The 12817-nt window shown below is 74.0% G+C and carries 9 protein-coding genes; 4 read left to right on the forward strand and 5 right to left on the reverse strand.

The window, feature by feature from the left end:
* Positions 1-11 precede the first annotated feature (11 nt).
* Positions 12-257 carry a DUF397 domain-containing protein gene (locus OHA37_RS10205; RefSeq protein WP_243337515.1) on the forward strand — a complete coding sequence of 82 codons (246 nt, stop codon included), beginning with the start codon at positions 12-14 and terminating at the stop codon, positions 255-257.
* Between the two features lie 93 nt (positions 258-350).
* Here the strand turns inward: OHA37_RS10205 and OHA37_RS10210 are convergent, their stop codons facing one another.
* The 4 genes from OHA37_RS10210 to eccB all read right to left on the reverse strand — a co-directional run bounded on the left by OHA37_RS10210 (position 351) and on the right by eccB (position 4150).
* Complete coding sequence (locus tag OHA37_RS10210) at positions 351-659, reverse strand: WXG100 family type VII secretion target (RefSeq protein ID WP_266904016.1); 309 nt, start codon at positions 657-659, stop codon at positions 351-353.
* Between the two features lie 46 nt (positions 660-705).
* Entirely contained in the window at positions 706-1050 is a 345-nt protein-coding gene (locus OHA37_RS10215; protein WP_266904017.1) for a WXG100 family type VII secretion target, read from the reverse strand.
* 215 nt (positions 1051-1265) lie between these two features.
* Positions 1266-2507, reverse strand: coding sequence for a type VII secretion-associated serine protease mycosin (gene mycP / locus OHA37_RS10220; RefSeq protein ID WP_266904018.1), 1242 nt, complete (start codon positions 2505-2507; stop codon positions 1266-1268).
* Between the two features lie 29 nt (positions 2508-2536).
* Positions 2537-4150: a type VII secretion protein EccB gene (gene eccB / locus OHA37_RS10225; protein ID WP_266904019.1), complete on the reverse strand. Its 1614-nt coding sequence runs from the start codon at positions 4148-4150 to the stop codon at positions 2537-2539.
* A 261-nt stretch (positions 4151-4411) separates the two neighbouring features.
* Here eccB and eccE point away from each other — a divergent pair, with 261 nt between their 5' ends.
* The 3 genes from eccE to OHA37_RS10240 all read left to right on the forward strand — a co-directional run bounded on the left by eccE (position 4412) and on the right by OHA37_RS10240 (position 11722).
* Positions 4412-5695 (forward strand): type VII secretion protein EccE, encoded by a 1284-nt coding sequence (gene eccE / locus OHA37_RS10230; RefSeq protein ID WP_266904020.1) that lies wholly within the window; start codon positions 4412-4414, stop codon positions 5693-5695.
* A 74-nt stretch (positions 5696-5769) separates the two neighbouring features.
* A complete protein-coding gene (locus OHA37_RS10235; protein WP_328693293.1) occupies positions 5770-6468 on the forward strand; it encodes a hypothetical protein in 699 nt (232 codons plus the stop codon).
* A 2503-nt stretch (positions 6469-8971) separates the two neighbouring features.
* Positions 8972-11722, forward strand: a complete 2751-nt coding sequence (locus OHA37_RS10240) for an SCO5717 family growth-regulating ATPase (RefSeq protein WP_266904022.1) — start codon at positions 8972-8974, stop codon at positions 11720-11722.
* Between the two features lie 125 nt (positions 11723-11847).
* Here OHA37_RS10240 and OHA37_RS10245 read toward each other — a convergent pair whose 3' ends face one another.
* Positions 11848-12804: a bifunctional riboflavin kinase/FAD synthetase gene (locus tag OHA37_RS10245; RefSeq protein WP_266904023.1), complete on the reverse strand. Its 957-nt coding sequence runs from the start codon at positions 12802-12804 to the stop codon at positions 11848-11850.
* Positions 12805-12817: the final 13 nt, after the last annotated feature.

Genomic DNA, 12817 nt, shown 5'->3' on the forward strand with positions numbered 1-12817 from the left:
AGAGGCCGCGCATGGGCACTCAGCAGGAGAAGGACGAGCTGTACGGGCTCGACATCAGCGGCGTCGAGTGGGAGGGCCCGCCCGGTACCTCTCCCGACGAGGAGCGGGTCGAGATCGCCCGGCTGCCCGAGGGGGCGGTGGCGATGCGGTCCTCGCTGGACCGGGACACGGTGCTGCGCTACACCGCGGCCGAGTGGGAGGCGTTCGTACTCGGGGCCAGGGACGGGGAGTTCGATCTCGACCGGGGTCCGCGCTAGGGCCCGTACGGCCCCTGTGGACGGAGGAGGGGGCGCGCCCGGTGCGGGCGCGCCCCCTCCTCCTGTCACGTGCCGCGCGGCACGCCGTCCGGCTCAGTAGGCCTCGGTGAACAGGCGCGAGGCCTTCACGTCGGTGGCGCGGTAGTCGTTCTTGCCGCGCTCGATGAGGTCCGCGACCTGGCGCAGCTGGGCGCGCATGTGGTCGGCCTTGGCGTTGTACTTGCGCTGCAGCTCGACGTACTGGGCGTGCGCCTCGCCGTCCCAGGTGTCGGTGACGACCGTCAGGGCGGCGCCCATCTCGTCGAGGTCCTTCTTGATGTTGTCCGAGACGATGCGGATGCGGTCCGCCATGCCCTGGAGGCTCTCGTATTGGACCTTGGTGTGCCCGTCGTTCGCGGCCATGCTCTTCTCCTTCGCTCGGGGCTGGGCAGGTGGGTGGGGAAGCGGGTCAGATCCCGTTGAGGGCGGAGGTGTTGCCGCCTCCGCCACTGGCGGCCTTGACCGACTGGAACGCCGAGACCACGTCGTCGTCCTGCGCGTTGCTCAGGTTCTTGGTCTGCCCGACCGCGTTGTGCAGGACGCCGAGCAGCCGACGGATCTCGTCGTGGTCCTCGTTGACGACGGTCTGCGCGGAGGTGAACCCCGACGCACCCACACCGGTCCAGCCCGCACCGACGGTGGCGAGGATGTCCGCCAGCTCCCGGGACTGCCGGGTGACGCTGTCGGCGGTCTCCGAAATCTTGTTCAGTGCCTGCTTTACCGGGTCATCAGCGAGTCCGAAATTGTTGGTCATCCGAAGCTCCTCATCTCTCAATTCGCCAGACAGAACCGGCGGATCGCGCGGCGGAGCGGTGCTTCGAGAGGGCGGTTTTCAGCCACGCGCCCCCGGGTCCCCCTCCGCTTCACGCACAATCCCCGATCACAGTCGTGAAGCCTCCGAACACTGTAGTCAGTTGATCGGCCCGACCCAACACAGCCCTTTGGGATCTGTTGATGAACCGTGACCGTTCACTGCAAACGGCGCCTGCGGTTCCGGGCGTCCCGGACCACCGTCGCGGTCCCGGCGATCACGGCGATGAGCACGCCGCCGATGCCCAGCGCGTACGTGCCGAGCCGTTCGTCGCGTTCGCTCGCCGTCTCGGTCGTGTGCATCACGGCCGGTTCCGGGGCCGCCGCGCGGGGCGGTCCGGGGTCCGGTACGGGGGCCTTGGGGGGCTCGGCTCCCACGGCGGACTGGGTGAGCGCGCGGACCGGGTCGACCACGCCCCAGCCCACGTAGTCGTCGTGGCCGTTGACGGAGCGCTCGGCGGTGTTCTGGAGCTGCCAGATCACTTCCTGCGCGGTCCACTGCGGGTGCTTGGCGCGCAGCAGGGCGGCGACCCCGGCGACGTAGGGGGCGGAGAAGCTGGTGCCGTTGTCCACGCACTGGCCGAAGCCGGGGACGGTGGAGACCATGTCGACCCCGGGCGCCGCGATCCCGACGAAGGTGCCGGGCTGGGAGAAGGCGGCGCGCTCGTTGTTGCGGTCCGAGGAGCCCACGGCGAGGACGCCGGGGAAGGCCGCCGGGTAGGTGGGGCGCTTCTTCCCGGTCAGGCCGTCGTTGCCCGCCGAGGCGATGACGACCACGTTGGCCTCGACGGCCTTCTTGACGGCTTGGCCGAGCTTGGAGTCCTCCGTCATCGGCACCTCGGTGTCCTGCGAGATGTTGATGACCTGTGCGCCCTTGGCCACCGCGTGCGTGATGGCCTCGCTCAGCGTCTGGGCGTTGCCGTTGCCCTGCCCGTCGTTCTGCCGGATGGGGATGATCACGGCCTCGGGGGCGAGCCCGACGAAGCCGGTGCCGGGCTTCGGACGGGCCGCGATCAGCCCGGCGACCTTGGTGCCGTGCCCGACGGTGTCCGCGGTGCCGTCGCCCTTGGCATCGAGGAAGTCGCGGCCGGCACCGATGTCGAGGGCGCCGCTGAGCTGCGGGTTGACCCGGTCGACTCCGGTGTCGATGACGGCCACGCGGACGCTCTTGCCGTCCTTGGAGCGGCCCCTGGTGTCCGCCCAGAGCTCGTCGAGCAGTAGCCGCTGAAGCGCCCAGGGGCGGTCCTCTATCTGCTTCTTCATCGGAAAGGTGCACTCGCCCGCGCCCGCGAGGCGCAGCGGGTACGAGGGCTGCGGCGCGGCGCCCAGCGTGAGGGCGGCGGCCGCCAGCAGGGCGGCGAGGGCGGGCTTCGACGTGTTCGGCATCGCGGTGCTCCGCATCGCCGTGCTCCGCATCGCTCTGCTCCGCATCACGAACCCTGGGGCTGACGCGCGGAGTTGCTGTCGAGGCGGGGGCCCTTGGAGAGGAACTCCGACCATGCGATGGGCACCGTCACCGGGACCACCTTCTCGTATCCGAGCCGGGCCTGGGCCTGGCTCGGCGCGGGGCGGCCGTCGGAGGTGACCGGCCCGCTCTGGCCGGTGCCCGCGTTCTCGCCGGTGCTCGCGCTCGGTCCGGGTGAGGGCTGGGCCGCGTCGCTGTCGCCGTTGGCCTGGACGGCGTACCGCAGGCCGGTGTCGGTGACCAGGAAGAGGGCGCCGCCGGCGGTGGTCTGGCGGCCCTGCGCCTGGGTGTAGAGCAGGCCCGTGCCCGGAGTGACGTAGGCGCTCGTGCCGCTGGCGGTGATGTCGACGGGGAATCCGGTGCCGGCCCAGGTGCTCAGCGTCTGGCCGCCCCTCGCGTCGACCGAGCGCAGCACGCTGCAGACCGTGTCGCGGGCGCCGTCCGCACCGGCGGCGGAGGCGGAGGCGCCTGCGCGGACCTCGTTGATCCGGTCGGTCTTCTTCTCCGGCCATTTCGCGCCGGCCTTGAAGGGGACGCGGTCCGGGTTGATGGACTGGAGGTCCACCTCGTGGGCCTTCCCGTGCATGTCGAGCCGGTCGGTCGCGGGCGAGGAGATCATCAGCCAGGCGACGAAGTCGGTGACGGGGACGACCTTGCCGGGCAGCACCAGGTAGTGCTGCGCGCCGGAACCGGTGACGGCCTTCAGGACCATGCCGACCTTGTCGTCCTTGCTGGCCAGCCCCTTGACCCCGGCGGCCGTCCCGGCCCTGGCCCCCGGCAGCTCGGGGAAGGCCAGGTCGTCGCCGGAGCCGAGGGTGGCCAGCCACTCCTCGGTGACCGGCTGCGGGACGGCGCTGCCGCCGACGAGGGCGTTGGTCATCGTGCGCGCGTCCGCGGTGCCGTCGGGGAACTTGTACTTCGAGCCCGCCGCGTCGACGAGGTAGCGGGCCCTGCCCGGGCCGGTGCTCTGGACGTACAGGGCCTGGGAGTCGGAGAGCCGGCGCCCGTCGTCCATCAGCTTCGCCTCGCGGTCGGCCAGGACGAAGGCGGCCGTCTGCACGCCCTTGCCGTTGCCGCCGGGCTGCTGGCAGACCGCCCAGCGCTTGGCCTTGCCCGCGTCCGCCGGGGCGGGCAGCCGGTCGGGGGCGTACGGGATGCCGATGATGGGACCGCGCGGGAGCTTGCCCGCGTCCAGCACCTTGTCCGCGACCTGGACGACCTTGGCCTTGTTCGGGTCGAGCAACAGCCGTGCGGAGGCGAGGTTGAGCACCGGGTGCAGCCGGGTCTGGTCCTTGCCGTCGACCTTGGTGGTCAGGACGACGTAGCGGGTCGTCGAGTCCTTGCCGACGATGACGTGGTCGCCGGGGGTGTCCCACCCCTTGGGGGCGGTCGGCTTGAACATCCCCCAGGCGCCGAAGGCCGCGAGGACGAGCGCCGCGGTGATGACACCGGGCAGGACGGCGCGCAGCGGTCTCGGAGCGCCCTCCTCGGACCCGCTCGCGGAAGGCTGAAGGAACGCGGCCACCGTGCGTCGCTTCGCAAAGGTGTACGCGTTGAGCTCGTCACGTCGTGAGGCCATGGCCGCCTGATTCTCCCCGCACGGCCCGGTCGATGGGTACGGTCTCCGGGCCTCTGTATGTCCGACCGGCCACCTACTATGCCTCTTGACGGAGGGTGGGTGGGGGCCGGGTAGGGTGAGGCAGCCGCTCCACGCCTTCCGGGCCGGGGGAAACAGGGGTGTTGAGGCGGATTGAGGAGATTCCGGGGGCGAGCGGCCGGCTGTCGCGCGTGCTGCCGGGGCTCAGGGGTACGAACCCCGGAAAGGTGAGGTGCGCGAGTGATGGCCACTGCCGTGAGGCCGCGGACCGGGGCGCCCGCACCCGAGCGCGCCGGAGTGACGCCGCATCCGAAGTCCGGTCCGGGCCGTTTCGGGCCGTTCCGATTGCAACAACTCGTGCTCCTCCAGGTCGCCGCGGCGGCGCTGTTGGCGGCCTGGGTGGTGGAGCCGCTGCTGCTGGCCCCGGCCGGTGTGCTCGCCCTGATCCTCGTCCTGCTCGCGGTCGTACGCAGGCACCGGCGCTCGCTGCCCGAGTGGATCGGCGGTGCGCTGGCACTGCGCGCACGCCGCCGCCGGGCCGCCGCCACGGCGGTGCCGGCCGGTACGGAGCCGGGGCTGGCCCCGCTCGTCGAGGCCGATCCGGCGTTGCGGACGCTCACGTTCAGCGAGCGGGAGCGCGATCGTGACCGGCGGCCCGTCGGGATGGTCGGCGACGGCACGTTCCTGACCGCGGTGGTCCAGGTCGACATGGACGCCACCGCGCTGCGGCCCGACCGGGCGGCGCGGCCGCTGCCGCTGGCCCTCGTACGGGACGTCCTCGAAGTGGACGGCATCCGGCTGGAGTCGGCGCAGCTCGTGCAGCACACCCAGCCGGCGCCGGCGCCGCACCTGCCGGCCCAGTCGATGGCCACGCGCAACTACGCCCCGCTGCAGGCCATGACCGGGAGCCCGGCGGTGCGCCTCACGTGGATCGCGCTCAAGCTGGATCCGGAGCTGTGCCCCGACGCGGTCACCGCGCGCGGGGGCGGGCTGCCGGGGGCGCAGCGGTGTCTGGTGCGGGTCGCGGACCAGTTGGCGAGCAGGCTCGCGGGGGCCGGGTTCCGCGCGACGGTGCTCACGGAGCAGGAGCTGACGGGCGCGCTGGCCACTTCCTCGTGCGCGAACCCGATGGCGATCACCCAGGCCGGGCGGTCGGCGGCCACGGGACGGCGCACCGAGGAGACCTCGCGGACCTGGCGCTGCGACGACCGGCGGCACACCACGTACTGGATCAGCCGCTGGCCCCAGTTGGGCGGGAGCGGGGCCGGACTGCCGCAGTTCGTCGCCCTGTTGACCTCGCTGCCGGCGCTGGCGACGAACTTCAGCCTGACGATGACCCCGGCCGCGCGGCACGAGGTCACGCTGACCGGGCACGTACGGGTCACCGGGCGCAGCGACGAGGAACTGGTCACCGCACGGCGCGGACTGGAACAGACCGCCCGGGGAATCAAGGCCGGGCTGGTGCGGCTGGACCGGGAGCAGGTGCCGGGGCTGCTGGCGTCGCTGCCGCTGGGAGGAGCGCGATGAGGGGCTCTCGATCGGGATCGAGCGCGAGCACGGACTCGGGCCCTGGCCTTGGCTCTGGCCCTGGCTCTGGCTCGGTGCGGGGCGGCTTCGGGCTGGTCGGCCCGCGCCGGGAGCGGCACGTGGTCCAGGCGGCGGAGCTGGACGCGCTCGCGCTGCCGGTCGGGGACGACGGGGTCGTCATCGGCGTCGACTCGGCGGGCCGCCCGGCGGTCCTCGGCATCAACCGGCCGACGCCGTACGAGGTCACGCTGATTGGCGGCCTGTGGACGGCGCAGGTCCTGGCCCTGCGGGCGGCCGCCACGGGCGCGCGGGTGGCGGTGGAGACCGGGCGCGGCCAGGTGTGGTCCGGCCTGGCGCAGGCCGCGGGCGGGGGCCAGCAGTGCGTGACCCTGCACGACGTGGGCCGGGTGCCGCCGCAGGGCGCGTCGGCGGGCAGTCCGGTCCTGGTGATCCGCGACTGCGGCATGCGACCGCCGCGGGGCCGGGTGGCGGCGGGCCCCTGGCAGTCGGTCCTGACCCTGCTCCCGTACCTGAGCCCGGCGGCCCCCCGCCTGGTGAGCAACGCCTCCCTGGTCGGCATCCAGCGGGTCTCCCCGGACGAGGCGGAGCAGCTCGGCCGCCTGATGCGACTGCCCGCGGCGGCGGTGGAGTCACTGCCGACGCTGGGCGACGGGGTCACGCTGTGGTGCACCGAGCGGGACCGGCAGTTCGTGATGACACAGCCGACGGACGGGGAGACGGGGCTGCTGGGGCCGGCGCGGCGCATCGACTGAACGGGGGAAACGGAGCGGGCGGGCGGGCGGGCGGAGCCCGGGGTGCCGGAGTGGCCTTCAGGGGAGCCCGGGGCCGAGGTGGCCGCCAGTGGAGCCTGGGGCCGAGGTGCCGGGGTGGCCGCTAGTGGAGCCCGGGACCGCGATGCCGCCAGCGGAGCCCGAGGTACCGGGGTGCCCGCCAGCGGAGCCCAGGGGGCCGGGGTGCCAGGGTGGCCGCCAGCTGAGCCCGGGGCCGCGGTGCCGCCAGCGGAGCCCGAGGTACCGGGGTGCCCGCCAGCGGAGCCCGAGGTACCGGGGTGCCCGCCAGCGGAGCCCAGGGGGCCGGGTGCCAGGGTGGCCGCCATGGAAGCCCGGGGCCGCGATGCCGCAATGCCGCCAGCGGAGCCTGGAAGGCCCGGGGTGCCGGCCAGCGGAGCCCAGGGGCCGGGGTGCCAGGGTGGCCGCCAGGGGAGCCCGGGGGGCCGGGTGCTGTCAGCGGAACTCTGGGGCCCGGGTGCCCGGCCAGCGGAGCCCGGGGGCCGCGAGGTTCAGCCTCACGAGGGACCCCGGGTCGCGGGGTGGACACGCCGGAGGTACCGGTCGAGGGATCTTGGCGCGGGGATGCCGGTCGGCGGCTCTGCGCGTGCCGGGCACTCGGGACTCCCACGAACCGGCGGTCCGGGGGCCTGTGGCCGGGACGGTCCGTCCGGGAGGCCGGTGGCCGTGACGAGTGGATCGGAAGCGGGCAGCGCCTGCGCGACTGCGCGACCGGCCTGCCGACGGGCCGGGACCCCACAGGGCCACTGACCGGCGGGACGCGAAGCGCCGGGGTCGGGGAACGGCAGCCCGAGAAGCGGTAGTTCGGGGAACCGGCAGGCCGGAGCGAAACGGGCTGGCCAGGGCAGATCGGGAGCAGGTCAACCCGGGGCGGCCACGCCGGAACCGTCCGCCGGAACGGTGCGCCGGGAACGATCGGAGCGCGGTCAGACGTGCCGCCAACCGACCGGCTCGGAACGGCCGGACCAGGAACTGACCAGCCGAACCGGGCGAGCCGTGATCTGCCGGACCGGGACGCTCCGCACGGCCGGCCGAGAACCAGCAGACCGGCACGGCAGACCTGGAGTCCGCGGACCGGATGGGGTGGGCCGGGAACCAATGAAGCATGCACGGGCGTGGCAGTGACCGACAGGCCCGGAGCGGACAGGCCCAGAAGCCACAGTCCTGGAAGCGGCAAGCCAACGGCAGGCCAGGATCCATCAGGGCAGAGCCCAACGGGCCGTGGACCGAGGGACCGAGAGCAGGCAAGTCCCGATCCGACAGGACCGGAACCGACAGCGCCGGGAGGGTCCGACGAGGAACCGGCAGCCCGAGCCGAACGCCCCCGAGACCCCTCCAGCCCATCCGGCGCTTGAGGATCGGGGTCCGGGCAGCGCCCGGGGAACGGTGGAAGGGCGGGTAGGGGAATTCGCCCCGCAGGGCCGCCCCACCCGCACCACGCGAGCGGCGCACCGAGCACCACCAGGCCGAGCCGAACAGCCCGGGACCCACAGGCCGAAAGCAGGCAAGCCCCGACCCGGCAGGCCCGGAACGGGCAGCAAGGGAACCGGCAGCGCCAGGACGGGGATGGGAACGGCCAGGACCGGCAGCACGGGGACCGGCACTGCCGACAGGGCCGCGCCCGCAACGTACGGGCGGATTGGGGACCCACAGGGCGGGAACGGGCAGCACGGGAGCCGGCAGGCCTGAACGAGCAGCGCCACGACGAGGACTGGCACCGCCAGGACCGGCAGCACGGGGACCGGCACTGCCGACAAGGCCGTCCCCGCAACGTACGGGCGGATTGGGGACCCACAGGGCGGGAACGGGCAGCACGGGAGCCGGCAGGCCTGAACGAGCAGCGCCACGACGAGGACTGGCACCGCCAGGACCGGCAGCACGGGGACCGGCACTGCCGACAAGGCCGTCCCCGCAACATACGGGCGGATTAGGAACCCACAGGACAGGAACGAGCAGCACCGGAACCGTCAGCGCTGATACGGGCACTGCCGACAGGGCCGCGTCGGGGATGTACTGGCGGATAGGGGACCCGCAGAGCGGGAACGGGCAGCACGGGAACCGGCAGGCCTCAACGGGCAGCCCCACGACGAAGACCGGCGCCGCCGGACCGGCAGCGTGGAGACCGGCACTCGCGACAAGGCCGCGCCGAGGACGTACGGGCGGATAGGGGACCCGCAGAGCGGGAACGGGTGGGTCGGGAACGGCGCGCACGCGTCGGCGACCCTGAAAGCTCAGTACGCGGCGGGCGGGCCGGAACCGGGACGGGACGTGGTGGCGTGGCAGGTCGGGGAGGCCGGGATTGGCCGGGGGCCCGGCCGTATGGGCAGGATGGAGGCGGCTCCCGGCCCGTGGTCGACCTCGGGTACGGGCCGACGGGGGCGGATACCGGCTGCGGGACACGATTAGGCTGGGCGCCGGCGTGGCGCGGTGGGACGCCGGACCAGTGTTCGACAGATCAGGAGGACCAGTGAGCGGCGATCGGAACGAGAGGCGCGGCGGGACGTGGGACGTCCCGACGGACGATCAGTCCGACGCGGAGCCCGAACTGACGGGCGAGTTCACCATCGACTACACACCGCCGGCCTGGTACACGCAGGGCGCGGCTCCGGCGGCCGCCGCGATCCCGGACCTGCCCGCGGGCAGCGGCTTCGAGCCCCACCGGCCGCCGTCGGACCTGGAGACCCCTCCGACGATGCGCATCGCCCCGCCGGCTCCGCGCGCGGCGTCGACCGCACCGGCACCGGCCGCGCCTTACGCAGGTACCCCGGAGGCGCCCACGGCGTTGACCGCGGACTCCCCGGCCGCACCGTACGCTCCGGCCGCACCGGCCGCACCGGCGCCGAGTGCTCCGTACGTTCCGGCAGCGGACGCCTCCGCCCCGCCGTACCCGTCGGCCCAGGGCAGCGCCACCCCGCCCTACCCGCCGCTCCCGGGCACCGCCCTGCCGTCGTACCCGGCGGCCCCAGACGGCACCGCCCCGCGCACACCGGCTCCCGACGCCGCCCCGCCATCGTTCCCGGCGGCTCCGGACAGCACCGCCCCGCGCACGCCGCCTGTCGAAGCCGCCCAGCCGTCACACCCGTCGGCTCCGGACGGCACCGCCCCGGCCCACACCCCGGCTCCGGACGCCTCGCAGTCGTCCCACCCCTCGGCTCCCGACAGCCCGGTCCCGCCCCAGGCGCCCGGCCCGGACGCCGGACCGCCGCCGTACCCGGCTGCACCCGCAGCGTCGTACCCGGCCGCCTCGGACACCGCCGCCCCGCCCCACACCCCGGCGTCGGGCACCGCGCTGCCCCCGGCCCCCTCGGCCCCGGCCGACGTAGAGCCGGGCCTCGCCGAAGGGGCCGCTCCGCAGGCCGCCGCTCCCGCCGACCCGCCGTACGCGTCGGGCCCGCAGAGCCCGACCGGTTCGGGTTCCGAGGGCTCCCACGGCGAGTCGTACGCACCCGCGCCCACCGGCGCGGAGGGCGCGGAAGGTGCCGCACCGGCGGCGTACCCGAGCAGCGGCGCCCTGCCCGTCGAGTCCCCGGCCGACCGGGGCCCCTTGAACGACCCGTACGCGTCCGCGCCGAGCGGGGCGGGGCACGGCACGCCGCCCGCCCGCCCCGACGCATCGCCGTACGCGAACACCGCACCGGCCGACGGCATGCCGCCCGCTGTCGCGCGTACGCCCACGCCCCCCGCGGGGACGGTCGTTCCGGCGCCGCACGCGGCGAACCCGTTCGAGGGTTCCGCCGGCGCCGAACCGCCGCAGTGGCCCTCGGAGTTGTCCGCGTCCGCGGATCCCCAGGCGGGGTACGACATCCGGCCGCCCGCACAGCCCCAGCCCCAGGCCCAGGCCCAGCCCCGGCCTCAGACACCGGACGCCGGGTACGGATTCCCGCCCGCGCAGCAGCCCCCGCAGTCCCCGCAGCCCCAGCAGCCGGACCCCGGTTACGGGTTCCCCCCGCCCGCACCTCAGCAGCAACAGCAGTACGCCGACCCCCGCGGCGGCCAGTGGCAGCAAGGCCCCCACGGGCCCCAAGGTCCGCAGGGCCCCCACGGGCACGACCCCCGCTACGGCGCCCCCCAGCCCTCCGGCGGCGCTCCCCTCGGCTACACCGCCGCCGTGGAGCTGTCCTCCGACCGCCTGCTCCGCGGCAAGCAGAAGGCGAAGAGCGGCAACAACGCCTCCGGAGGCGGCGGCCTGTTCCGCTTCGGCGGCAAGGCGGCCGAAGCGGAACGGCGCCGCAAGCTGGAGCTGATCCGCACTCCGGTCATGTCCTGCTACCGCATCGCCGTCATCAGCCTCAAGGGCGGCGTCGGCAAGACCACGACCACCACCGCCCTCGGCGCCACCCTCGCCACCGAGCGCCAGGACAAGATCCTGGCCATCGACGCGAACCCCGACGCCGGCACCCTCGGCCGCCGCGTGCGCCGCGAGACCGGGGCCACGATCCGGGACCTGGTCCAGGCGATCCCGTACCTGAACTCGTACATGGACATCCGCCGGTTCACCTCCCAGGCGCCCTCCGGCCTGGAGATCATCGCCAACGACGTGGACCCGGCCGTCTCGACGGCCTTCAACGACGAGGACTACCGCCGCGTCATCGAGACGCTCGGCCGTCAGTACCCGATCATCCTCACCGACTCGGGCACCGGCCTCCTCTACTCCGCCATGCGCGGGGTCCTGGACCTGGCCGATCAGCTGATCATCATCTCGACCCCGTCGGTGGACGGCGCGAGCAGCGCCAGCACCACCCTCGACTGGCTCTCCGCGCACGGGTACGCCGACCTCGTCTCGCGCTCCCTCACCGTGATCTCAGGGGTCCGCGAGACCGCCAAGATGATCAAGGTCGAGGACATCGTGCGGCACTTCGAGACCCGCTGCCGCGGTGTCGTCGTGGTCCCGTTCGACGACCACCTCGCGGCCGGCGCCGAAGTCGACCTCGACATGCTCCGGCCCAAGACGCGCGAGGCCTACTTCAACCTCTCCGCCCTGGTCGCCGAGGACTTCATCCGCGCCCAGCAGCAAGCTCCCCAGAACCACTGGGGCCAGCCGCAGCCGCCCCAGCAGCAGCCCTACCCGCAGCAGCAACAGCCGCCGCACCAGCCCCAGCAGCCTCAGCCGCAGCCCCCGTACGGGCAGCAGCCCTACCCCACCCCCGGCCAGCCCTGGCCCCAGCAGCCCGGTCAGCCGCAGCCCGGCGGGCCCCCGCGCGATCCGCGGCTGGGCTGACGCGGCCGGCACAGGCACGCACGCTCACGCACACACAGGCACACACACGCACGAGGGCCCGTACCGCCCCGGATTCCCCGGGACGGTACGGGCCCTCGCCCGTCCGTGCTGCGACCGACCGCTCGTCAGCGCTCCGCGTCGTACGCGTCCGTCAGCACCCGCGCGCGCTTCACGTCGTCCGCGATGGCCTCCAGCAGCCCGTCCAGCGACTCGAACTTCGCCATCCCGCGCACGTAGGCGAGGAAGTCGACGGCCACGTGCATGCCGTACAGGTCCAGGCCGACCCGGTCGATCGCGTACGCCTCCACGGTCCGCTCGGTCGCGTCGAACTGCACGTTCGTGCCGACCGAGATCGCCGCCGGCATCCGCTCGCCGTCCGCCGTCAGCCAGCCCGCGTACACCCCGTCGGCCGGGATCGCGGTGTGCGGCTGCGTCTCCACGTTCGCCGTCGGGTAGCCGAGCTCGCGCCCGCGCTGCGCACCGCGCACCACGATGCCCTCGACCCGGTGGGGGCGGCCCAGGATCTCGGCCGCGCCGTCCATGTCGCCCTGCGCCACGAGCTTGCGCGCGAGCGTGGAGGAGAACGGCACTCCGCCGCCCGCCTCGCCGCGCTCCACCAGGTCCACGACCTCGACCTCGTAGTCGTAGGTGGCGCCGAGCTGCCGCAGGAACTCCACGTTGCCGGCGGCCTTGTGGCCGAAGCGGAAGTTCGGTCCTTCGATGACCGCCAGCGCGTGCAGCTTGTCGACGAGCACCTTCACGATGAAGTCGGCCGGGGACAGCTGCGAGAACTCCGCCGTGAAGGGCAGGATCAGCAGCGCGTCCACGCCCAGCCCGGCCATCAGCTCGGCGCGCCGGTCGTAAGGGGCCAGGATCGGCGGGTGGCTGCCGGGGCGGACGACCTCGCTCGGGTGCGGGCTGAAGGTGACGACGACGGAGGGGACGCCGAGCTCGCGGGCCTTGGCCACGGCCCGTCCGATGATCAGCTGATGACCCCGGTGGACGCCGTCGTAGGAGCCGATGGTGACGACGCCGCGTCCCCAGTCCTGGGGGATGTCCTCCAAGCCACGCCAGCGCTGCACTGTGACCGCTCCT

This window comes from Streptomyces sp. NBC_00335, from assembly GCF_036127095.1.
GTDB lineage: Bacteria > Actinomycetota > Actinomycetes > Streptomycetales > Streptomycetaceae > Streptomyces.